This is a genomic window from Citrobacter sp. S39 (assembly GCF_009495675.1).
Taxonomy (GTDB): Bacteria; Pseudomonadota; Gammaproteobacteria; order Enterobacterales; family Enterobacteriaceae; genus Citrobacter; species Citrobacter freundii.
Window position 1 is genome coordinate 556,533 of sequence record NZ_CP045555.1, and the last position, 22,731, is coordinate 579,263.

The following is a 22,731-nucleotide window of genomic DNA, read 5'->3' on the forward strand; positions in this document are numbered from 1 at the left end:
CCCACGGTAAAGACAGTATAAGAAATTGAAGAATAAGCGCCCGTCAGGGCGCTTTCCTCATAAAAATGGAACATAGTAAATACCCATTTCCTGCTCAATTTTATCACTCACGAATATAGAAAAAAACAATACCGCTATAAAAATAACCAATATACCAACCACAAAAGGAACAATAGAATACCAGGGATGAATGTTGAAGGTTTCCTCTGACACTAAACAGAGATACCCAGTACACCATAAAATAATTGAGCATGCGGATATAATTTTCCAATAATTCGAGAAGTCTGCTATGTCAGGAGCAGGTTTACGCCCTGGATATTTAGCCGCGATTATCCCGGATTGAATAGTATCTGCAGATTTACTGGCGAATAATTGGTGTCCTTGCCCGTATTTTGCAGCATCCGCAGCCAACGCTAATACGACCCAGCGCTGAACCTCAGAGCCTTTCCCGGTGACGGTTTCCAGATCATATCTGCTATCAGGGAGAATGCCCGTTTTTGCATTTTCTATTGCACCAGATATTACGAATTTTGACTGTTTATCCAGCGAGTTGAACCATAATCTTTTAATTTTATCAATTACCACTTGCTGAGCGGAGAGATATGTATTCACTATTTCATCGAGATAATACGGTGTACTGTCCATCATGCGTAATAAATATAATGGTGTATCTTTACTTTCAAGGAACCTGTCATCGGTGAAAACAAATGCGTTTGCACTTTCAAAAAAATCAGAGTCATTTTCGCTGTGCAATTCAACTGTAACAATTAGATTATTTTCAAACATATTAAAACCAATCCAGTCGTTGATTAAATAATAATCAGGGCATTCATGGAGGATTTTTATTTCCCCAATTTTATCTTTGGGGACGCTCAAGCTTTCAAGCACCGTTTTGAAGCTATTACCTATAGAGTCATCTGCTCCCTTAACATATAGCCAGGTCTTAAAGGGAGAATATTGTCTAACAAGAGAGTTTTTGAGTGGCTCGATCAACTGCCTTAGTACTTTATCAACTCTGATGTCATCCATAGAATCAACTTCAATAGCAATTCTTAACGGCGTTGCGGCGCCTGTAGGTGCCTCACCCTCTAGTTTTTGCATCTTTAGCGCCAGCTCTGATACTGGAAGAATTGATGAGTAATCTAAAAGAGGTAACGCCTGTCTGGCCCAATTTTGCCATCGATTCATACCATATTTTTCAAGGAAATCCGCATAACAAAATGGATAAGCTATAAAACAGTAAGCCATCCCTACAGCGCACCAGATCACTAATACTAGTATCAACGGGGTTGATAATGTAATCGATATCAATTCACCAGTAACTTTTTCTCCCTGCTGCCAATTTAATATACTGTATGTTGTAAAAACTAAAAATATACCAAAGCTAATGACCAGCATAGTAATCAGCGGAAATTTTCCTACATCCTGATACGGATTCTTGTTTGGTCTCTTCCATTTATTCATTTGCTTGTCCCCGCTGTTGGCAGTGTGGTTTTTATTGCACAACCGCATGCAGCCCTACACCCATCCACAACAACACCTCTACCGTCCATTGTCCAGGTTGGTTCAAAATCAAGTATGGGAAAGGTCCCTTTATGCGCAATACAAACAACAGTATCCCCCATTAAAGCGACGGGAATTCCCATAAACTTGCTACCAGAAGCTTTGTTCACATACCCACCGTTTTCCTGCGGGTCATTTAGTCTGATTACACCTTTCATATTATTTCCCTGCATCCATATCGCAGTACATCCGGGTCCAGCCCTTATAGCCCACCACTTCTGGTTCTTTGTCCGGCAGGTTTTGATAGTTGGCCTTATATCCCTCCGTTAAATGGGCCAGGGATGCTTTCATAAACACCACTGTTCCCCAGGCAGCACCTGGAGATTCAGGACGGGTATGACCATAATAATATTTTCCTTTAGATTTTTTCTTTCCGTCTGTATATATAGAGAGATAGTCGGTATCATCGAAGTATTGATAATCTATACCCGGACCACCCGGCTTTAAACGCGGGTCGTCAAATGGGTATGAACTCATATATAAATGATTCTGCGCCGTGGTAATAAACGCCTGGTTATTGACCACCACCACTCTTTTTATTTCTTTTCCTTCAGGATAGTCACGCATAACCCCATCGGAGTTTCTCTCCTGCGACTGAGAAGAGGCCATATAGTTTGCTACCTGCCATGTTTGCCCATAATCTTTAGATATTTTATATGCCCCGGGTTCCCATTCAGGCACCAGAACGTACTGTTCTGAGGGATGGATAAACTCACCCGAGAACACTCTATAGATTGGATTACCATAAATTGATTTGTGGATTTTTCTTTTTATGTCATGGTAAACAACATATCCTTCACAATCATATCCTATCAACTCCAGGTAGCGATTATCATCAAACCGATAAATTACCTGCGAGGGTATTTTTTTTATACAGGCAGAGATAGCACATAGCGAAATCACTCCAACAATTATTCTTACCGTATTTCCTGGTTTCATAATTCATCCTTAAACGTTAAGCGGTTTGGGCATATCCCATTGCAGATTATTTCCCTGCATCCATATCGCAGTACATCCGGGTCCAGCCCTTATAGCCCACCACTTCTGGTTCTTTGTCCGGCAGGTTTTGATAGTTGGCCTTATATCCCTCCGTTAAATGGGCCAGGGATGCTTTCATAAACACCACTGTTCCCCAGGCAGCACCTGGAGATTCAGGACGGGTATGACCATAATAATATTTTCCTTTAGATTTTTTCTTTCCGTCTGTATATATAGAGAGATAGTCGGTATCATCGAAGTATTGATAATCTATACCCGGACCACCCGGCTTTAAACGCGGGTCGTCAAAAGGGTATGAACTCATATACAAATGATTCTGCGCCGTGGTAATAAATGCCTGGTTATTAACCACCACCACTCTTTTGATTTCTTTTCCTTCAGGATAGTCACGCATAACCCCATCGGAGTTTCTCTCCAGCGCCCGGGAAGAGGCCATATAGTCTGCTACCTGCCACGTTTGTCCGTAATCTTTAGATATCTTGTAAGCATCTGGCTCCCATCGTGGTATCAGAATATACTTATCTGATGGGTGAATATATACACCGGAAAAGATCTGATACGTTGAATAAACGCCATTTACTAATTCTTTATGTATATTCCGCCTGATATCATGATACCAAAGCGCTCCCTCACAATTATAGCCTTTTAATTCCAGATATCGGTTATCATCATAGCGATAAATAATCTGTGAGGGTGTTCTTTTTGTACAGGCAGCGATAGCACATAGCGAAATAGTTCCGATCATTATTTTTAACGCACTTCCCTTATTCATAATTTATCCTTAAACGTTAAGCGGTTTGGGCATATCCCATTGCAGATTATTTCCCTGCATCCATATCGCAGTACATCCGGGTCCAGCCCTTATAGCCCACCACTTCTGGTTCTTTGTCCGGCAGGTTTTGATAGTTGGCCTTATATCCCTCCGTTAAATGGGCCAGGGATGCTTTCATAAACACCACCGTTCCCCAGGCAGCACCTGGCGATTCAGGTCTCATATGGCCGTTCACATACTCGCCACTGGATTTATGCTTGCCTGGTCTGTAGAGATAATACGTGTCATCAAAGTATTGATAATCTATACCCGGACCACCCGGCTTTAAGCGCGGGTCGTCAAAAGGGTATGAGCTCAGATATAAATGTCCTTGTGCAGTGGAAATAAATGCCTGATTATTAACCACCACCACTCTTTTTATTTCTTTTCCTTCAGGTCTATCTACCATATTCCCATCAGAATTTTTCTCTTGCCCCTGAGATGGGGACATATACGTTGCGACCTGCCACGTTTGTCCATAGTCTTTAGATATTGTATATGCACCGGGTTCCCATTCAGGAATAAAGATGTATTTATCCGATGGATGGATATATATCCCAGAGAATATCCTGAAGGAAGCAAATACTCCATCATATATCTCTTTATGAATATTTTTTTTACCATCGTGATACCAAAGTGCTCCCTCACAATAATAGCCTTTTAACTCCAGATAACGATTATCGTCATAACGATAAATAACCTGTGAGGGTGTTTTTTTTGTACAGCCAGAGATAACACATAGTGAAATTGCTACGACGATTACGCTTACCACATTTCCCATTATCATAACTCATCCTTAAACGTTAAGTATTTTGGGCATATCCCATTGCAGATTGGGTGTCTCGGTATTATATATTTCATTATGTCTGGCAGGTTTAACCGTTGTTGAATGGCAATATTCGTTAACCACGCCAAACGTTCCTGTCGGTAAAATATCATCTGGTTTATTCATATATATTTTTGTTTTCCTGTCGTTTAGCTCTCCTGATTTATAATATTCAACTGCTTCCTGAAGACCGTTACGCTTCATACGCCAGTCCCCGCGCAGGAGTAGCTCGGTCCAGAATTCTCCGCAGCGGTGATCAAATGCTCTGCATATTCCCACCGCCAGATCGAAAGGCATCGCTTTCGCGGGGGCATCTTTCGACATAACAATAGAGGAATGCTGGCTGTAACCAACCTGCTCTGATTGCATCCATTCTTTTGGCAGCTCATCCGGCGTTTTTTCATAAATCAACTGAACGGTCTTATTGTATCCCCCGCCCAGAACAACGCCTTTGGTATAAGGCTTGCCATATTTTTTGGCGAACATCGTAAGTTCAGTGGGCGTTAATTCCTGGCCCGGCTGTAAATAATCGAAACCTGCGCCGCTGAGATTTTTGAAATCTGTCTCAGTGCGCGCAATAACCGTGGCTTTTGCAGAAAATGAGATGTCCTGATCGGGTGAACCCGGCGCTATCGAATATTTATACTGACTTCCCGCGCCCTGTAACTGGTGTCTGAAGGTGACGGGGAGCTGCTCACCATTCACAACAACATCCGCAAACGTATATTGTCTGGTCGCCAGCGTATCCTGATCAAAACAATCCTTTTTTAACGCCGGCATTTCAAAAGGCACGCTCAGTGGGCTGCCGCCTATTTCCGGACCATTTTCGCAGAAAACCCGCTGGCGCAGATTGTCTATGCCGCTGGCAATGTCATGAGGGACTCCCCGCCAGCCCAAACCCTGGACGTTAAGTAATGAAACCACACTGTCATTGGGGCAAAAATAGTTATATACCTTGCCAAAGTTATTACGCGTATAGAGTTTATTCTGCCGCCACTGTGAATTGGTTTTACTCAGGCACAGCGCGCCTTCTAATTCATCAATCTCGGCCTGCGTGTGATATTCCCCCTTGCCGTATCTGGCGTTGGTCGCCATCAACTGGCAGAAATTGCGGAACGTCTGCTGTCGGGCGCGATCCGTCTGGTGATGTCCAGGTGTGACACTTTCAGCAGCCGTTTTTTCCAGTGCATAGGGAGAATGGTTAAGTATCACACAATCGGCAGGATCGGCACCTGCTGCTTTTACCAGCATATTGGCCAGCATGGTGATTATCGTTCCCTGGGAGTGCGCAATGATATTAATGGGATCGAATTTTGTTGCCGGTTCTCTTCGAATCATCAGGATTAAATCGGCCAGCCGCTGCGCGGCAAAAAACTGATAAATTCGGTGCGGGTTATCATAAATAGGGTGCGTAAAATCCCCGCCATTCAGATGAAATGAAGCAAATCCTGCCGTAGCGTTCGCAGGGCCGCCGGAGCCAGGGCCTAGCATATCCGGAATAGTGGTTGTCGCATTGGCAAAGGTCCCCCCGCCTTTGGCGTACACATCGTCCAGCACGTTGCCGAAATTATCATTCTGAAATTTCAACGTGGTTTGAGGAATGTGTCCTAACTTTGCCAGCGTTGCGTTGTCATCTTCCTGGTAGGCGTTATAAGGCAGCTTTGCGGCGTCTCCTGATTTAGCCCGCTCATCGCGGTAACGCCGCTGATCGTCAATATACGTTGCATGATCGACGGGTTTATATCCCCAGTAAAATGGGATCACCGGACTGCGCCCGGGCATTTTCACCTGCTGCTGCTCGCCATCCCCCATATCCATTTTGTACTGATGCCACTCATGCGGATACATATCCGTGCGGCCCATACGTTCATTCAGGCCGGCAATAATCCCCTGCTCCTGATTTTGATACGCCTCGCCCACATCGTTGACGCCATGAACAAGGATCACAATACAGGGCATAGGGTTTTTAACCGCCACTTCGCAGACGGCCATTTTTCCGCCGGTGGATTTAGGTACGCCTTGTACACCTGTCGCCACGACCCGCGGATTAAAGGGACTGTTACTCATTTGGCAAAATCTCCATTTTCATTTCATCCATTTCCGTCATATCCAGTAACGGCGTCATGCCTTCATCGTCGGTAACACCTTCAATGATTTCACCGGAGGCCTTAGTCAGTCTGAATTTTGTATTTTTCAGAACATCGTCTGGGTTGCCAGAGCCATGTAATTTAATGCGGCGATGAAACTGTTCTTCCTGAAAGACAGGGGTTTTATCTTTTGCCGACTCCGGTCCGCTCCAGTCAAGAGTGGTGCCTTTCAACTGCACTTTTGCGGGAGAGAATATTTTTACTGAGCCATCTTCATTTATTCGAATACCGCCGCCTCCACACAGCAACTGAATATTCTTTTTGGCGCTGATGGTTACGTTGCCGTTCATACTCTGAATATGAAAATGCTGATCCGAAAGCAGGCCCATTTCCCCGCGCTGTGCCTGGACGGAAATATCATCTTTTGCGGCGATAATTTTGATCCCGATCGCTCTGCTGAAAAGCGATAACCCCTGCCCGACTGCCATGGAGAGTTTCTTAAAAACGTTAAAACTGCCGTTGTTGGCCGCGTTCAGCGACAGATCTTTGTTTGCCGACAGCGCCATGGTTTCCGGTGTGAGCAGAGCCATACCGTGATCGGCATAGGCCACCAGCCCCGAGCGGGTGAGCTGTTGAAGCGCGGCGTTAAGCTGCTGCTGCGGTCCCAGTTCGACATTTAACGCCTGTGCCGTCAGCGCGCTCTGCTGAAGCGACGTTGCCAGCGTAAGCGCGGCCTGAAGCTGCTGAACCACTGCGCTCATATCGAGCTGCTTACCCTGGGCTTTTGGCTGCGCCTCAGTCGTGAGTAGTATCCCCTTTGCCGCCCTCAGGACCGCGCGGTCATCGGTGCGCAGTTCTGCGCCTTCGCCGCGAGGTTTACCGCCAGCATCTACAAGATGGCCCATGTTCAACTGCGTTTTGCCGTACTCGGTACTCAGTTTGACGTGTTCCTGCCCGCGCCAGTCCTCCATCCGCAGCTTATTAAGACCCGCAGTGCGGATGACATTGCGGGTATTATTGCGGCTGGTAACGGGATCAGGCTTTGGAGCATGATGCAGAGCGTGCGCAATAAAAGGTCTTTCCGGATCGCCGCCTTCAAACGCAATGGCGACCTCTGTGCCCTGGATTAACGGAAAGTGATGACCATAAGTATCACCGGCATAAACCCGCGCCAGACGAACGGGCATGCTTTCATAACCTTGCCTGTGCTGGTCGAGGTCAAAATCAAACTTCACCCAATAGCGCCCCTGCAGATCGATGTGGGCATATTGGTCATTGTCTATTCGAGATGAAACAATTGCCGGAACCGTACCCGCGATACGCGGTCTGGGTAGCGGCTGCGGTCGAAAGCAAACGCGCTCATTGTAGGGAATACCGAACAGTTGGGATTGCAGGGCTGCATCACGCCTGCCCGTCACTCGCATTGCCGTTACCACAAAGCCCGAAGTGAACGCCTGCGGAATGGTACCGTCGATTTTAAGCACCATACCTGGCACGATCGATGGACTGGTGGTCACGCCGCTTAAAACGGACTGATTATTAAGAATAATTTCGTGATGCAGTTTGGCGTAGAACCAGCTTGATTCGCCTGGTTGTTCCTCCGCAAATTTCGATCCCGGCTGGTGATGAATATCCGCATAACGATAATCCACTCCATACGTCGTCGACGTTTGTTCAGCTCCCTCGGCATCAACATTGAGTATTAGCGAATTGGCAAGCCGATAGTCAAAGTTCTTTGCTTTAACGGCTGCGGAAACAACGTTGTGCTTTGATACCAGCTTATCGATCGAATAATCATTTGCTGTCAGACCCGCATGAGATGCATGCATAATCTTTTGATCGAAGATATACCGGCTTTGTGAATCGCTGAAGATAAGCACCATAATGTGCGGAACGGCATGATGATTTTCAATTCTGAACCAGATCCCAACTTCTGACAGGATGCGGCTGATAAACGCTAAATCTGACTCATCCCACTGGACGATCATTTCCCGGTTAGGATACATACAAACAAGATTATCAAAGTCGATTTCATAATCGGCAAAAGCATGTTCTTTGAGGATCTGCGTGACCAAATTCGGCACATTTATGTTCAGGTAAATAGCCGATCGCTTGCGTCGAGAGAGTAATGCAAGCTTATGCTCCAGCCTGATTTCGTACAGTGATTCATCCGCTGATGTGCTAATAAGCGAAAATGACGTAATGACGCCTTCAATTTGTCGTTCATATAGCCACATTTCAGAACCCTGAATATATTTACTCCAATTATGATTAGGTGCTCTGATTTTCAGCGAGCCTTCAATATTTAGAAGTGAATCAGGAGGGATGTTTTTTAGTTTTGATGTAAATGTAATCTTATAACTGTATGGTTTACTTAAATTTTCATGACCTTCAATTGTTTCAACATCAAGCCACCCTAACTTACCTTCGCCCCTTACGGAGAATAAATATTTATTTATACTCTCCTTTGAAACTATACCTTCCAGATTATAGAACCCTGAACCTTTTTTCATTATCGCATCCCTTGCCAAAAGAAAGTAATACATAAGAAATAAAGTCCAGTCAGCATATCAATAATAACTAAAAAAGGTTATTTTTTATTGAAAAAATCTGGAAGTGATTTAATTATTATTAGTCAAACACGTAATATAACCCTGGAATATAAATAAACGATTAACTGGCGAGATTTTATATTCAATGAAATTGATTTTTTAACAAAAAGATTTATAAAACGCCGCATTCGTTTTTTCACCGCGAGGCAACAATCCAGCGTTCATATCCAAATGGTTCCAGAAAACTGAGATGTGACTAAAAAAACGAACGCATTAACCCAATGATTTACAATAACATTTATGAAAATATTCTTTTCATTTATCATTTTATTGAATGAATCACACCACCCCATAAAAAAACACAATAAAATATAACGATTCCCTGTTCTGCTGTGAGGGAGAGGTAACCGGATGGTATCCCATTTGATCCATGGGAAAGCTTTTGATTTTCTCCCTCTCCCTTTGAGAGAGGGCCGCATAAAGGTCATCTTATCAGCCACAGGAGAATCAATGAAACGCTCCGCAATAAACGAGATCCTTGGCCACACGCGCCAGTTTTTCTCTCAGCACGACGTGCATCTCCCCCCTTTTGCCAGCTTCCCCCCGACCCAATGGCGCAAGCTTGATGCCGCTGCCTGGAGCGAAGTGTTCGACCTTAAGCTCGGTTGGGATGTCACTGCGTTTGGCGGCAATAATTTCGCCGCGCAAGGATTAACGCTGTTCACCCTGCGTAATGGTTCGCCGAAAGGCATGCCTTACGAGAAATGCTACGCCGAGAAAATCATGCATGTTCGCGATGCACAGGTCACGCCGATGCATTTTCACTGGCGCAAACGCGAAGACATTATCAATCGCGGCGGCGGCAATCTCATTGTAGAACTGTGGAATGCAGGGATCCGCGAGCAAACGGAAGACAGCGACGTTAGCGTGGTGATTGACGGCTGTCGGCAAACCCATGCCGCAGGCAGTCAACTGCGCCTGACGCCGGGTGAAAGCATCTGCCTGCCGCCGGGCCTGTATCACAGCTTCTGGGCGGAAGAAGGTTTTGGTGACGTGCTGGTTGGCGAGGTCTCTTCTGTTAATGACGACGACCACGACAACCATTTTCTGCAACCGATTTCCCGCTACAACGACATTGAAGAAGACGAACCGGCGCTGCTGGTGCTGTGTAACGAATATCGCCTGTTCCGCTAACCAAGGAGCACATTATGCCGTTGATCTCACTCGCTGATGGCCTTGCCCATGCCCGCGAGCACCGCTATGCCTTAGGGGCGTTTAACGTTCTGGATTCACATTTCCTGCGCGCGTTGTTTGCCGCGGCAAAGCAGGAACGTTCGCCGTTTATTATCAACATTGCCGAGGTGCATTTTAAATATATCTCGCTGGATTCTCTGGTCGAAGCGGTCAAATTCGAAGCCGCGCGGCATGACATTCCGGTGGTGCTGAATCTTGACCACGGCCTGCACTTTGAGTCGGTGGTGCGAGCGTTACGCTTAGGTTTCAGCTCAGTGATGTTCGATGGCTCCACGCTGGAGTACGAAGAAAATATCCGTCAGACCCGCGAAGTGGTAAAGATGTGCCACGCCGTCGGCGTGTCGGTGGAAGCTGAGTTGGGCGCAGTCGGTGGCGATGAAGGCGGTGCGCTGTACGGTCATGCCGACGAATCACTGTTTACCGACCCAATGCTGGCGCGTGATTTCGTTGACAGAACCGGGATTGACGCGCTGGCGGTCGCCATTGGCAATGCCCACGGCAAATATAAAGGCGAACCGCTGCTCGACTTCCCGCGTCTGGACGCCATTCGCCAGCAGGCGGCAATCCCGCTGGTACTGCACGGTGGCTCCGGCATCAGCGACGACGATTTCAAGCGCGCAATTGAACTCGGCATTCACAAAATCAACTTCTATACCGGCATGTCGCAGGCGGCGCTGTCGGCAGTGGAGACGCGGATGGCGAATCGTCAGCCCTTATACGACGAATTCGCCGAACTGCTGCTCGGCATTGAGGAAGCCATTACCGATACCGTTTCAGAACAGATGCGCATTTTTGGCAGCGCGGGACGGGTCTGATGGAACGCAAAGGCGTTATCGCCGCAGGCAACATGCTGGTCGATCATGTGCATCAAATTGTGCAGTGGCCGGAACGCGGCTGGTTGGCGGAAATCACCCGTAGCGAACGCGCCACGGGCGGTGCGCCGCTTAATGTGCTGCTGACGCTGGCAAAAATGCACACTGGGCTGCCGTTGCAGGCGGTGGGGTTAATCGGTCAGGACAGCGATGGCGACTACATCATGGCGATGCTGGAGCAGTATCACGTTAATCGCCAACACGTGCAGCGCACGACATTCGCGCCCACGTCAATGTCGCAGGTGATGACCGATCCCAGCGGTCAGCGCACCTTTTTCCACTCGCCGGGCGCCAACAGACTGCTGGATTTGCCCGCTTTTGAGCAACTGGATACCTCGATGAAAATCTTCCATCTGGGATATCTGCTGCTGCTCGACAGTCTGGACATGCCGGATGAGGAGTACGGGACGCGTAGCGCAAGGCTGCTGGCGCAAATGCGCGACAACGGCTTTGAAACGTCGTTGGATCTGGTCTCACGCAAGGGCGACCCGCGCTACCAACCACTGGTGATGCCAGCCTTGCGCCATCTTGACTATCTGGTGATTAACGAGCTGGAAGCCGGAGAATTTAGCGGGCTGGAGATCCGCCAGCCCAACGGCGAGCTGCATATCCCGCATATCGCTACCGCCGCGCGCGAATTATTGGATGCAGGCGTACGCCAGCGGGTGGTTATTCACTGTCCGGAAGGTGCCTGGGGTGAAGCGCCGGATCTGCCGGGCGTCTGGATCCCGTCGCAGTACCTGGCGCAGGAGGAGATCGTTGGCAGCGTCGGGGCGGGTGATGCGTTTTGCGCCGGATTTTTGTATGGCTGTCATGAGCGCTGGTCGCTGACGGACAGCGTCAGGTTGGCACACGCCTGTGCGCGGGCAAGCTTGCTGTGCGCCAATGCGATAGACGGCGCGAAGACGCTGGCAGAGCTAAAAGCAGAAATGGTTGACGCCTGATGCGCTGCGCTTATCAGGCCTACGACCGCATCCGGCAAGTGCACACGATCACGCCGCCTTATCGTGATGCTGCACGTCAGCGGCAAACACATAACCCAACCCGCGCAGGGTTTTGATCAACATCGGTTGATGCGGGTTAATCTCTATTTTTCGCCGCAAGCGCATGATTAACACGTCAATGGTGCGGTCAAACACCTCAACACTGTCGCTACGCGTCAGCTCCAGCAGTTGTTCCCGGCTCAGCACCCGGCGGGCATTTTGGGCCAGCGCCAACAGCAGGCTGTATTCCCCCTGCGTCAGGTCCACCTTCAATTGCTGAGGATTACGAAGCTGGCAACCGGCGGTATCGAGATGCCAGCCATTGAAAGAAAGCCCCGTGGTCTGTGGGCCGCCGCTTTCTGCCGTTAACACGCCAACGCGTCTGAGCACCGCCTTTACCCGAGCCACCAGCACCCGCGCATTGAACGGTTTACCGATATAGTCGTCAGCGCCCATTTCCAGCCCGACCACCACATCCGACTCGCTACCAAGCCCGGTCAGCATCACCACCGGTAATCCGGGCCTCATCTTTTGCACCTGCTGCAGCACCATCAGACCGTTGATGTCGGGCAACATCATATCCAGCAATACCAGCGCGATCTCCGGCTGAGTCTCAATGCAGCGCAACGCCTCCTGCCCGGTGTGACAAGCGGTCACCGCAAAGACGTGTTCGTTCAGCACATCCTGTAAAAGCGAGCAGACTGCCACGTCATCATCCACAACCAGTATGGCTGGCTTCATTGTTTTTCCCCATTTCTGGCCAACTTAAATGAGTGTGATTGATTCTGCCCAGAGTGACAGCGATAAGGCACAAGGATATGTGGGAAACATAACCTCGGTCACACTGCCGGGGAGTCACGTATTGGAGATTCGACACGTCAAATATGACGACAGCCTGTTTTTCGTCAGGGTTTTGACCAAAAATCACCCGTAATATCAGGGAATGCCCACAATAAAAAAGTGGCATAGAAGATGCATACTGAGGGCGACAGCGCGTATGCGCGATTTGATTAACTGGAGCGAGACCGATGAAAAAAGTCGTCACGGTTTGCCCATATTGCGCATCAGGTTGCAAAATCAACCTGGTGGTCGATAACGGCAAAATCGTCCGGGCTGAAGCGGCGCAGGGGAAAACCAACCAGGGTACCCTGTGTCTGAAGGGCTACTATGGCTGGGATTTTATCAACGATACCCAGATCCTGACCCCTCGTCTGAAAACCCCAATGATCCGTCGCCAGCGTGGCGGCAAACTGGAATCTGTTTCCTGGGATGAAGCGCTTGATTACGTCGCCACTCGTCTGAGCGCCATCAAAGCGAAGTATGGCCCGGACGCTATTCAGACGACCGGTTCATCTCGCGGTACGGGTAACGAAACCAACTATGTAATGCAAAAATTCGCGCGCGCCGTTATTGGTACCAATAACGTTGACTGCTGCGCTCGCGTCTGACACGGCCCATCGGTTGCAGGTCTGCACCAATCGGTCGGTAACGGCGCAATGAGTAATGCTATCAATGAAATTGATAACACAGATTTAGTGTTCATCTTCGGGTATAACCCGGCGGATTCCCACCCGATCGTGGCGAATCACGTGATTAACGCTAAACGTAACGGGGCGAAAATCATCGTCTGCGATCCGCGCAAAATTGAAACCGCGCGTATTGCCGACATGCACATCGCGTTGAAAAACGGCTCGAACATCGCGCTGCTCAACGCCATGGGTCATGTCATCATCGAAGAAAAACTGTACGACCAGGCGTTCGTCGCCTCCCGTACGGAAGGATTCGAAGAGTACAGCAAGATTGTCGAAGGCTACACGCCGGAGTCCGTCGAAGATATCACTGGCGTTAGCGCGCAGGATATTCGTCAGGCTGCACGTATGTATGCCACGGCAAAAAGCGCGGCTATCCTGTGGGGCATGGGCGTTACCCAGTTCTATCAGGGCGTGGAAACCGTGCGTTCACTGACCAGCCTCGCAATGCTGACCGGCAACCTCGGTAAGCCAAGCGTGGGCGTTAACCCGGTTCGTGGCCAGAACAACGTTCAGGGTGCATGTGACATGGGTGCGCTGCCGGATACCTATCCGGGCTATCAGTACGTTAAGTTCCCGGAAAACCGCGAGAAATTCGCTAAAGCCTGGGGCGTGGAAAGTCTGCCTGCACATACCGGTTATCGCATCAGCGAACTGCCGCACCGTGCTGCGCATGGCGAAGTACGCGCGGCGTACATCATGGGTGAAGATCCATTACAGACCGATGCTGAACTCTCCGCAGTGCGCAAAGGCTTTGAGGATCTGGAACTGGTCATCGTGCAGGATATCTTCATGACCAAAACCGCCGCTGCCGCAGACGTTATTTTACCGTCTACGTCATGGGGTGAGCATGAAGGCGTATTCTCCGCGGCTGACCGTGGCTTCCAGCGCTTCTTTAAAGCCGTTGAGCCGAAGTGGGATCTGAAAACGGACTGGCAGATTATCAGTGAAATCGCCACCCGTATGGGCTATCCGATGCACTACAACAACACCCAGGAAATCTGGGACGAGTTGCGTCATCTGTGCCCGGATTTCTACGGTGCCACTTACGAGAAAATGGGCGAACTGGGTTATATCCAGTGGCCTTGCCGCGACACCTCAGAAGCCGATCAAGGGACGTCTTATCTCTTCAAAGAGAAGTTCGACACCCCGAACGGCCTGGCGCAGTTCTTCACCTGCGACTGGGTAGCGCCAATCGACAAACTCACCCCAGAGTACCCAATGGTACTGTCTACGGTGCGTGAAGTCGGCCACTACTCTTGCCGTTCGATGACCGGTAACTGTGCGGCGCTGGCCGCGCTGGCGGATGAACCGGGCTATGCCCAGATCAACACCGCCGACGCAGAACGCCTGGGCATCCAGGACGAAGAACTGGTGTGGGTTAACTCGCGTAAAGGTCGGGTCATTACCCGTGCGGCAGTCAGCGATCGTCCAAACAAAGGCGCGATTTACATGACCTACCAGTGGTGGATTGGCGCATGTAATGAGCTGGTAACCGAGAACTTAAGCCCGATTACCAAAACGCCAGAGTATAAGTACTGTGCCGTTAACGTTGAACGCATTGCCGATCAGCGCGCTGCCGAGCAGTATGTTATTGATGAGTACAACAAGCTGAAAGCCAGTCTGCGCGAAAGCGCGATGGGTTAGTCCGTTTACGTACCTGTTCTGCAACAGCCTCCGCCCGGAGGCTGTTTTTTTATCCATACGATCTCTTTATACTGTTCATTCCGTACCCTAAATAAAACTCAAAATGAAACAACTCATTGCATTGATGTTCTTTATGACATTCTTTGCCCATGCCAGTGATACTGAGCCAGGAAGCCAGTACTTACAGGCCGCTGAGGCAGGGGACCGTCGCGCACAGTACTTTCTTGCCGATACCTGGTTCAGTTCGGGCGATTTGAGCAAAGCCGAGTATTGGGCGCAAAAAGCCGCCGACAATGGCGATGCCGACGCCTGCGCGCTCCTGGCGCAAATCAAAATTACGAATCCGGTCAGTCTGGATTACCCCCAGGCCAAAACTCTGGCGGAAAAGGCAGCCAAAGCGGGCAGTAAAGCAGGAGAACTCACCCTGGCGCGGATTCTGGTCAACACCCAGGCAGGACACACAGATTACCCCAAAGCCATTACCTTGCTGCAAAACGCCTCTGAAGATCTGGAAAATGACTCGGCCGTCGACGCGCAAATGCTGCTCGGGCTGATTTACGCCAACGGCGTGGGGATCCCCGCAGACGATGAAAAAGCGACATGGTATTTCAAACGCAGCTCCGCCATCTCCCGCACCGGTTATTCCGAGTACTGGGCCGGAATGATGTTCTTAAACGGCGAGCAGGGTTTTATCGTGAAGAATAAACAGAAGGCGCTGCACTGGCTGAATCTGAGCTGTATGGAAGGGTTCGATACCGGCTGCGAAGAGTTTGAAAAGTTAACAAACGGGTAATGGTTTGCATTGCCGGATGGCGGCATAAACGCCTTGTCCGGCCTACAGTTCACCGTCTTCCGTAGGCCGGATAAGCGCAGCGCCATCCGGCAATCTTTCATTAATTAATGATTAGCGGTCTTATCAAATTTACCCAGCATCTCGCGCTCGTAAGCCAGCGCCTTCTTGCGGTCAAATTTGTGCTCCCACTTGGCGATAACCAGCACCGCCAGCGCATTCCCCACTACATTCAGCGCGGTACGCGCCATGTCGAGGATACGGTCAACACCGGCGATAAACGCCAGACCTTCCAGCGGGATCCCGACGCTGCCAAGCGTAGCCAGCAGTACCACGAAGGAGACGCCCGGCACGCCCGCAATCCCTTTCGACGTAACCATTAGCGTCAGTACTAATACGATTTCCTGCCACAGCGACAGGTCGATACCATACAGCTGCGCAATAAAGATCGCGGCAATACTCTGGTACAGCGTTGAACCATCAAGGTTGAATGAGTAGCCGGTCGGCACCACAAAGCTGGTGATTGAAGCCGGTGCGCCATAGGCTTCCATCTTCTCGATAATACGCGGCAGTACGCTCTCGGAGCTGGCGGTAGAGTAAGCCAGAATCAGCTCATCTTTCAAAATGCGGATCAGGATCCAGATGCTCAAACCGCAGATACGCGCCACAATCCCCAGCACCACCAGCGCGAAGAACAGGATGGCAAAATGCACCAACAGCACCAGTTTCGCCAGCGGCCACAGTGAGGCAAAACCGAAGTTCGCGACGGTCACAGCAATCAGCGCAAAAACACCGACTGGCGCATAACGCATCACCATGTGGGTCACTTTAAACATGGTTTCTGAAATCGAGCGGAACACAGTCACCAGCGGCTCGCGGTGGGTTGCTGGTAGTGAAGACAAGCCTAAACCAAACAGCACCGAGAAGAAGATAATCGGCAACATATCGCCTTTCGCCATCGACGCGACGATATTAGTCGGCACCAGCGACACAATCGTGCCCATCAGGCCATGCGCGTGGCTCTGCACTTCTGCGGTGGTATTTTGATATTTCGAAATATCCACGGTCGCCAGTTGCGACATATCAATCCCGGAACCCGGCTGGAAAACATTCGCCAGCGTGATGCCAAGAATAATCGCTACGGTGGTGATCACTTCGAAATAGAGAATGGTTTTGGCGCCAATACGGCCCAGCTGTTTTGCATCACCCACCCCGGCAATACCAACCACCAGCGTGGAGATAACAATCGGCACGACGATCATTTTGATCAGATGGATAAAGATATCGCCCGCCGGAGACAGCAGGTTGACCACCAGCCATTCGCGGCTGTCGCTATGGTAATGCAGGTAACTCCCTAGCAGAATGCCCAGCACCATGGCGATTAGAATCTGCCATGCCAGGCTGACTTTCAAATTTTTCATAACAACGGACTTCCTCGATGGAGCGCTATTCCACATGCGGTGTGTGGGAATAGTACATACTGAAAGGGTATGAATTGTGTTGCGTTCGTTTATGGAGTTTTTTAACGCTTATTATCATTATCATCTGCATGGCATTCCGCGCAACCCTCTAAGAACAGGGCTTTTGGCTGAATTTATGCATAAAAATGCAATTTTATCGCGGTATTGATGAATAACTTTTTGTTATAAAAGAATTTTAATATGTTCAAAAATGAAGAAGTCATAGCGTGAGTTTTTTTCGCTCACCTGTTCGTTTGCCTGTTTTTTAAACAGGCAAAATGATACAAATCACAAATAAAACAAATTTATTTTTGCCGATTCTGCAACAACTTCGCCATATTAATAGAGTCAACGAGCTGTGCCCGGTTCACCCTCGGCGAGTTTAAATCCATAACTTTTTGCCAAACTGAAATAGCCTGGGCGTAGTCTGCTTGCATAAACGCATCTGAGGCTAACAACATCAGCGCGGTGACCTCTGCCGGGTCCAGCGCCAAGGCCTTATCAATCATCTCGCGAGTGGGCGGCGCCATATGTTGTCCGGCCTGGTAATACAATACCGTTGCCATCGCTGAATAGATCTCAGCATTTTCACCGCCGACACGCAGCGCCTGCTCGTAGGCCAGCAGCGCATTATGATACGCGTTTTGCCAAAGATAGTACTCCCCGAGTTGCGCCCATTTCACGCCGTCCTGTGGATTGGCTCGAATCTGCGATTGCAGCAAAAGCAACTGTTTTTCCTGAATATTTTCATCAGAGAAAGCATGTAAAGGGTCCGCCAGTCGCGTCTGCTCTTGACGAACCGCCTGCCATTTTGGCGTCAACAGGTAACCTCCAATGCAGGCCACAACCATCAGTACCACCGCAGCGGTCAACCGCTTCACGGGCATTGGGCGTAACAGCGGCTCGCACTGGCTCATTATTCACCTTCCTCCGTATGCTGACGTCTTCTCACTCGCCAGACCACTACACCTACCAGCAACAACAACAGGCACGGCAACGCCCACAGCAGCAGCGTTTGTTCATTCAGCGGCGGATTATAACGAACGAAGTCACCGTAACGCTCGGTCATCCAGGTGGTTATCTCGGCTTCACTTTTCCCTTCCGCCACCATGCTGTAAACCTGATGGCGCATACTGACCGCTACCGGCGCATTGGATTCCAGCAAATTTTGGTTTTGGCACTGTGGACAACGCAGTTGGCTGGCAATAGACAGCGCTTGTTCCTGCTGTTGCGGATTTTCAAAGCGCCAGGTATCCACAACCTGGGCATGCGTAGCGAAAGTAATGAAAAACAGGACGAGCGTTAGGAGTAATAACTTTCTGCCGGATGGTGCTGCGCTTATCCGGCCTACGGTTTGCGCACCTTGTAGGCCGGATAAGGCGTTTACGCCGCCATCCGGCAACGCTGTGATTAATTTACGCATCACGCTTCCTCCCTCGCCATCCGCTCAGCAGCGCGCCAAAGACCATTAATAGTCCCCCACCCCAAATCCAGCGCACGCCGGTCTGCACGTACAAGCGCATGGCATAACGGTCTGGTCCGGTTTTTTCACCCATTACCGCATACCAGTCATGCATCAGGTTCCAGCGGATCCCCGGCTCCATCATCTGTTGACGACGCGCGGCATAGAAGCGCCTTTCAGGTTGCAGGCTGCCAATGCGTTTCTCATTGTGCCACAGCGTGATCTGCGCTTTTTCACTGGTGTAGTTACCTTTGGCTTCCAGGTCGAGACGCTCAAAACGGAAAATGTAACCCGCCAGTTCAACCTGCTGCCCAGGGCTCAGGTTCAGGCTTATCTCCTGACGACTCCCGCTGGAAAAGACGATCCCCGCCGCAAACACCAGCACTCCGGCATGCGCCAGCAGTGCCGGAAGTTGGATGCGGAAAGACACTTTGCGGCTTCTGACCATTGCCAGCACAATAACCAGCAGCATCAGTAGGCCAAAGGGCAGCGTAGCGCGGTTAAAGTACGGTGCGCCCACGGAAAGCCGCCCCCAGCCGAACAGCCCGTAAATCATCGGGTAGAGCGTGCCAATCAGCACAATCAGCAGCACTGCACTAAAGAGAAGCAGCGCAACCAGAATCAGCATCTCGCGTGACCAACCGCCAAAACGAGCATTCTGCCGGACTTGCTGGCCCCGCCAGGCGTACAGCCCGAGCGACGCCAGACTCAACACGGTAAACAGCGCAAACAGCGGCGCGGCACGAACGTTATCCAGCGCGAAAGCATGCACCGAAACGAGAATGCCGGAACGCACAATCAGCGTCCCCAGCAGCGATAAAATCAGCGTGACGATCGCCAGCAGCAGCGACCAGTGGCGGAAGATCCCGCGCTGGCGCGTGATATACAGGCTATGTAGCAGCGCGCTGGCGGAAAGCCAGGGTAATAAGGAAGCGTTTTCTACCGGGTCCCAGAACCACCAGCCGCCCCAGCCCAACTCGCAGTAGGCCCACCAGGAGCCGAGGATAATCCCCAGCGTCAGCGCGCACCAGCCGGGCAAGGCCCAGCGCCAGCACACCCAGGCGCTCTGCGCATTAAAGTCACCGCGCAGCAGCGAGGCCAGCGCCACGCCTGCCGCCACCATCAAACCACCGTAACCCAGGTACAGCAGCGGTGGATGGAGGATTAACCCGAGATGTTGCAGCATCGGGTTAAGGTCGCGCCCTTCAATGGCTGGCGGAAAGATACGCACGAACGGATCGGACCATACCACCACAAACAGCAGCAGCAGGGCCGTTATCATTGAAAGGACGCAGAGCGTCAGCGGAAACAGCGCGTTGGTATTACGCCGATAGCGAAGAGCAAACAGCGCGCTCCAGGCTGAAAGAAACAGCACCCACAGCAGCAGCGATCCTTCATGACCGCCCCACACCGCCGCCAGTTTTAATCCCCACGGCAGCAGGCTGTAGCTGTGCTGGGCAACGTAGACCACCGAAAAATCGCTGGTCAAAAAGCAGAATACCAGAATGGTAAAGGCCAGTAGCAGCAGGGCAAATTGCGTCCACACGCCCACGCTTGCCAGGCGCATCACCCCTTGCCAGCGCTGCCGGACACCTACCAACACGGCAAGCGGGGTCAACACGTTGACCCCGAGGCTTAATAACAGCGCCAGAAAACCGGCTTCAGGAAGGAGAACGTCCAGATATCACCTTACGCAACGGTTAGCTGACCCGCATAGAGGATAAAAAAGCGCAGCAGCAGTACGCCGGTCAGGCTGGCACCGCACACTGCCAGCACGCCATGAAACGTCGAACTGCGGTTGGCCCAGGGTTTTAGCAGCATCGGCAGTATCAACCCAAGCCCGGCCACGCCAAGCCAGAACCACCAGGTCCAGAATCCGCCGCCCAGTGCCGCCGCCAGCGCACGCATTTTGCCGTCATCGCCCAGCGCCAGACCAACAAAGAACGCCGCCAGCAGGAAGATCTCCAGCCATACGACCGGGACTTCCATGCGATGCACAAAGTGCGCTTCCGTACTGTGCGGATTGCTACGATGACGTAACGCCATGGCGATCAGTGCCACCGCCGCACCGGAGGAGATCCCGGAGAACAGGAACAGCACCGGCAGGATCGGGTTATTCAGGAACGGGTAGGATTTCAGCGCCGACAGCAGGAACCCGGTATACGCCCCGAGCAGAACCGCCAGCACCAGCATCAATGTCTCCAGCGCGCGATGGAACGGCGTGATTAGCGTCAGGAGTTTTGACACAATCGTCAGTCGCGGCACGAACCGCTGTTGCAGGGCAATCACCTCTTTTTCAAAGATTTTTGCCAGCCACAGCACTAACACCACCATGTACAACTGGAACAGCATGACCCCCATCGACATCACCGAAGTGAAGCTGTAGTGGAACATCAGTTTCCAGAAAGTCCATGGACGCGTCAGGTGGAACACCAGAATCAGCAAACCGAGGATAATTGCCCCCGGCCCTAACACCAGCGTGGTGCGCAGCAGCGTGCTGTCTGAACCGCCCGCCTCCGGATGGAAGCGACGCAGCAGAATCGCCAACGTGACCAGTCCGGCAGAGATACCTATCAGGAACAGATAGATGGCAATGGGCCAGTCCCACACCAGTGATTCAAAATGAAATGCAGAAGCGGATGTCATTGGCTCACCTCCCCAAATTTAAAGGGAACGCGGTAGACCTTCGGTTTTGTACCCAACGCCAGTTTGTAACGGTAGGTAGTTTTCTGCTGCAACAAACGGGATATATCGCTGTTGGGATCGTCCAGATTACCAAACGTCAGCGCCTTCGTCGGGCATGACTCAACGCAGGCAGGCTGTTTGCCCGCTTTCAGGTTGGTTTTCCGGCAGAAATCACATTTATCCGCCGTTTTGCTCACCGGATGGATAAAGCGCACGCGATAAGGACACGCGGCGATACAGTACTGGCAGCCAACGCAAAGGTCCGGGTTCACATCCACAATGCCGCTGGCGGCATCGCGATACGATGCCCCCGTCGGGCAGACGTCAACGCAGGGAGCGTGGTCGCAATGCTGGCACGAGTGACGGAAGAAGCGATACTTCACATCAGGAAATGTCCCTTGCGGCTCACTGCGGATAATCGTCAGACGCGATACGCCTTCCGGCACGTTGTTAACTTCCCGACAAGCATCCATGCAGGCCGTACAGCCAATGCATAAAGACTCATCATGAACCATACCGTAACGCACGCCATTGATGTTCAGCGTCTTCGCCACAACGCGCCCCGCCGTCCCGCTCACTGCCACCAGCGCGCCGACGCCGGTGATAAACTGGCGACGAGAGCAACTCATGGATGCTCCTTAAGCAACGGAACCGACGCCGGATTAAAGTTCGGATTGTTACGCTGATCGCTGTGGCAATCGACGCAAATCTTGATCCGTCCTTTATCGCTCAGCGTCTGCATCGTGTCTTGCTTCGGATGCAGTGAGTGACAGCTGGCACACGCCACTTTGGTTACGTGGACATCGTGCGGCCAGAACGCTTTTTGCAACTGCTCAGGCAGGTGACAGGACATACAGACACTGTTCTGCTGCTCCACGTTGTACATCGGCTCATTAAAGCGCATCACATCTTTCACCCCTTCGCGGTGGTTCGGTGACGGCTGGCCGTGACAATTGGTGCAGGTGACAGGCAGTTTGTTATTCGGGTTGATGGCTTCCGCATGCTTACCATGCATGCCTTCGGTATCCGGCTTGTGACAGTCCAGACAGGCGGCATCCGGATTACGCTGTTGGGTAACCGTCCAGCGTTGATCCGACTCCTGCGGCGTTGGCGTGGCAGTGATTCCACTCAGGCTCCATAACAAGCCTGACGCCAGCACCCCAGCAGTTAATAACGAACGTAATACGCTCATATTCACTCCGTTGAGTTAT

Annotated in this window: 18 protein-coding genes and 1 pseudogene; 5 read left to right on the forward strand and 14 right to left on the reverse strand. The window is 50.8% G+C overall.

The window, feature by feature from the left end:
* Window positions 1–57: 57 nt before the first annotated feature.
* From GFB57_RS02580 to vgrG, 7 genes are read right to left on the reverse strand one after another with little or no spacing between them, the layout of a single operon-like run.
* Window positions 58–1,464: a hypothetical protein gene (locus GFB57_RS02580; protein ID WP_003031800.1), complete on the reverse strand. Its 1,407-nt coding sequence runs from the start codon at window positions 1,462–1,464 to the stop codon at window positions 58–60.
* Window positions 1,461–1,721 (reverse strand): PAAR domain-containing protein, encoded by a 261-nt coding sequence (locus GFB57_RS02585; RefSeq protein ID WP_003031798.1) that lies wholly within the window; start codon window positions 1,719–1,721, stop codon window positions 1,461–1,463. Before GFB57_RS02585 ends, GFB57_RS02580 begins: the two co-directional genes overlap by 4 nt.
* A gap of 1 nt (window position 1,722) precedes the next feature.
* Window positions 1,723–2,502, reverse strand: a complete 780-nt coding sequence (locus GFB57_RS02590; RefSeq protein WP_009364108.1) for a hypothetical protein — start codon at window positions 2,500–2,502, stop codon at window positions 1,723–1,725.
* A 46-nt stretch (window positions 2,503–2,548) separates the two neighbouring features.
* Entirely contained in the window at window positions 2,549–3,334 is a 786-nt protein-coding gene (locus GFB57_RS02595; RefSeq protein ID WP_048231907.1) for a hypothetical protein, read from the reverse strand.
* 46 nt (window positions 3,335–3,380) lie between these two features.
* Window positions 3,381–4,160, reverse strand: coding sequence for a hypothetical protein (locus GFB57_RS02600; RefSeq protein ID WP_003031795.1), 780 nt, complete (start codon window positions 4,158–4,160; stop codon window positions 3,381–3,383).
* 9 nt (window positions 4,161–4,169) lie between these two features.
* The gene (locus GFB57_RS02605; protein ID WP_003031793.1) at window positions 4,170–6,266 is read right to left on the reverse strand and encodes an alpha/beta hydrolase; all 2,097 of its coding nucleotides are present in this window, start codon (window positions 6,264–6,266) and stop codon (window positions 4,170–4,172) included.
* The gene (gene vgrG, locus GFB57_RS02610; RefSeq protein WP_008324248.1) at window positions 6,259–8,799 is read right to left on the reverse strand and encodes a type VI secretion system Vgr family protein; all 2,541 of its coding nucleotides are present in this window, start codon (window positions 8,797–8,799) and stop codon (window positions 6,259–6,261) included. Before vgrG ends, GFB57_RS02605 begins: the two co-directional genes overlap by 8 nt.
* A 549-nt stretch (window positions 8,800–9,348) precedes the next feature.
* Here vgrG and GFB57_RS02615 point away from each other — a divergent pair.
* The 3 genes from GFB57_RS02615 to GFB57_RS02625 are packed head-to-tail and all read left to right on the forward strand — an operon-like array spanning window position 9,349 to window position 11,908.
* Window positions 9,349–10,032, forward strand: a complete 684-nt coding sequence (locus GFB57_RS02615; protein WP_003031789.1) for a D-lyxose/D-mannose family sugar isomerase — start codon at window positions 9,349–9,351, stop codon at window positions 10,030–10,032.
* Between the two features lie 14 nt (window positions 10,033–10,046).
* Window positions 10,047–10,907, forward strand: a complete 861-nt coding sequence (locus GFB57_RS02620) for a ketose 1,6-bisphosphate aldolase (RefSeq protein WP_003031787.1) — start codon at window positions 10,047–10,049, stop codon at window positions 10,905–10,907.
* Window positions 10,904–11,908 carry a carbohydrate kinase family protein gene (locus GFB57_RS02625; RefSeq protein WP_085952516.1) on the forward strand — a complete coding sequence of 335 codons (1,005 nt, stop codon included), beginning with the start codon at window positions 10,904–10,906 and terminating at the stop codon, window positions 11,906–11,908. Before GFB57_RS02620 ends, GFB57_RS02625 begins: the two co-directional genes overlap by 4 nt.
* Before the next feature lie 48 nt (window positions 11,909–11,956).
* Here GFB57_RS02625 and GFB57_RS02630 read toward each other — a convergent pair whose 3' ends face one another.
* Window positions 11,957–12,688 (reverse strand): response regulator transcription factor, encoded by a 732-nt coding sequence (locus GFB57_RS02630; RefSeq protein WP_003031783.1) that lies wholly within the window; start codon window positions 12,686–12,688, stop codon window positions 11,957–11,959.
* 287 nt (window positions 12,689–12,975) lie between these two features.
* On the opposite strand from GFB57_RS02630, the gene fdhF reads away from it, so the two are divergent.
* Both fdhF and yjcO read left to right on the forward strand, forming a co-directional pair.
* The gene (fdhF, locus tag GFB57_RS02635) at window positions 12,976–15,123 is read left to right on the forward strand and encodes a formate dehydrogenase subunit alpha (RefSeq protein WP_080602221.1); all 2,148 of its coding nucleotides are present in this window, start codon (window positions 12,976–12,978) and stop codon (window positions 15,121–15,123) included.
* 103 nt (window positions 15,124–15,226) lie between these two features.
* Window positions 15,227–15,916 carry a Sel1 family TPR-like repeat protein YjcO gene (gene yjcO / locus GFB57_RS02640; RefSeq protein ID WP_003031775.1) on the forward strand — a complete coding sequence of 230 codons (690 nt, stop codon included), beginning with the start codon at window positions 15,227–15,229 and terminating at the stop codon, window positions 15,914–15,916.
* A 104-nt stretch (window positions 15,917–16,020) separates the two neighbouring features.
* On the opposite strand, the gene gltP is transcribed toward yjcO, so the two are convergent.
* From gltP to nrfB, 6 genes and pseudogenes are all read right to left on the reverse strand, one after another.
* On the reverse strand, window positions 16,021–17,334 hold the full coding sequence (gene gltP / locus GFB57_RS02645) for a glutamate/aspartate:proton symporter GltP (protein WP_003031773.1): 1,314 nt from the start codon (window positions 17,332–17,334) through the stop codon (window positions 16,021–16,023).
* A 344-nt stretch (window positions 17,335–17,678) separates the two neighbouring features.
* Window positions 17,679–18,290: a heme lyase NrfEFG subunit NrfG gene (nrfG, locus tag GFB57_RS02650; RefSeq protein WP_003031771.1), complete on the reverse strand. Its 612-nt coding sequence runs from the start codon at window positions 18,288–18,290 to the stop codon at window positions 17,679–17,681.
* Window positions 18,290–20,516, reverse strand: a pseudogene (gene nrfF, locus GFB57_RS02655) (heme lyase NrfEFG subunit NrfF). The gene nrfG and the pseudogene nrfF overlap by 1 nt, the downstream one beginning before the upstream one ends.
* Before the next feature lie 8 nt (window positions 20,517–20,524).
* Window positions 20,525–21,481 carry a cytochrome c nitrite reductase subunit NrfD gene (gene nrfD, locus GFB57_RS02660; RefSeq protein ID WP_003031764.1) on the reverse strand — a complete coding sequence of 319 codons (957 nt, stop codon included), beginning with the start codon at window positions 21,479–21,481 and terminating at the stop codon, window positions 20,525–20,527.
* The gene (gene nrfC / locus GFB57_RS02665) at window positions 21,478–22,149 is read right to left on the reverse strand and encodes a cytochrome c nitrite reductase Fe-S protein (RefSeq protein ID WP_003031761.1); all 672 of its coding nucleotides are present in this window, start codon (window positions 22,147–22,149) and stop codon (window positions 21,478–21,480) included. The genes nrfD and nrfC overlap by 4 nt, the downstream gene beginning before the upstream one ends.
* Window positions 22,146–22,712 (reverse strand): cytochrome c nitrite reductase pentaheme subunit, encoded by a 567-nt coding sequence (gene nrfB / locus GFB57_RS02670; protein ID WP_003031758.1) that lies wholly within the window; start codon window positions 22,710–22,712, stop codon window positions 22,146–22,148. Before nrfB ends, nrfC begins: the two co-directional genes overlap by 4 nt.
* Window positions 22,713–22,731 lie beyond the last annotated feature (19 nt).

Excerpts from the sequence above, each read along its gene's own strand:
- gltP (WP_003031773.1), bottom strand. The coding sequence starts at position 17,334 with ATGAAAAATTTGAAAGTCAGCCTGGCATGGCAGATTCTAATCGCCATG.
- GFB57_RS02630 (WP_003031783.1), bottom strand. The coding sequence starts at position 12,688 with ATGAAGCCAGCCATACTGGTTGTGGATGATGACGTGGCAGTCTGCTCG.
- GFB57_RS02615 (WP_003031789.1), top strand. The coding sequence starts at position 9,349 with ATGAAACGCTCCGCAATAAACGAGATCCTTGGCCACACGCGCCAGTTT.
- GFB57_RS02585 (WP_003031798.1), bottom strand. The coding sequence starts at position 1,721 with ATGAAAGGTGTAATCAGACTAAATGACCCGCAGGAAAACGGTGGGTAT.
- GFB57_RS02590 (WP_009364108.1), bottom strand. The coding sequence starts at position 2,502 with ATGAAACCAGGAAATACGGTAAGAATAATTGTTGGAGTGATTTCGCTA.
- GFB57_RS02620 (WP_003031787.1), top strand. The coding sequence starts at position 10,047 with ATGCCGTTGATCTCACTCGCTGATGGCCTTGCCCATGCCCGCGAGCAC.
- nrfG (WP_003031771.1), bottom strand. The coding sequence starts at position 18,290 with ATGAGCCAGTGCGAGCCGCTGTTACGCCCAATGCCCGTGAAGCGGTTG.
- vgrG (WP_008324248.1), bottom strand. The coding sequence starts at position 8,799 with ATGAAAAAAGGTTCAGGGTTCTATAATCTGGAAGGTATAGTTTCAAAG.
- nrfD (WP_003031764.1), bottom strand. The coding sequence starts at position 21,481 with ATGACATCCGCTTCTGCATTTCATTTTGAATCACTGGTGTGGGACTGG.
- GFB57_RS02580 (WP_003031800.1), bottom strand. The coding sequence starts at position 1,464 with ATGAATAAATGGAAGAGACCAAACAAGAATCCGTATCAGGATGTAGGA.
- GFB57_RS02605 (WP_003031793.1), bottom strand. The coding sequence starts at position 6,266 with ATGAGTAACAGTCCCTTTAATCCGCGGGTCGTGGCGACAGGTGTACAA.
- GFB57_RS02595 (WP_048231907.1), bottom strand. The coding sequence starts at position 3,334 with ATGAATAAGGGAAGTGCGTTAAAAATAATGATCGGAACTATTTCGCTA.
- nrfC (WP_003031761.1), bottom strand. The coding sequence starts at position 22,149 with ATGAGTTGCTCTCGTCGCCAGTTTATCACCGGCGTCGGCGCGCTGGTG.
- nrfB (WP_003031758.1), bottom strand. The coding sequence starts at position 22,712 with ATGAGCGTATTACGTTCGTTATTAACTGCTGGGGTGCTGGCGTCAGGC.
- yjcO (WP_003031775.1), top strand. The coding sequence starts at position 15,227 with ATGAAACAACTCATTGCATTGATGTTCTTTATGACATTCTTTGCCCAT.
- GFB57_RS02600 (WP_003031795.1), bottom strand. The coding sequence starts at position 4,160 with ATGATAATGGGAAATGTGGTAAGCGTAATCGTCGTAGCAATTTCACTA.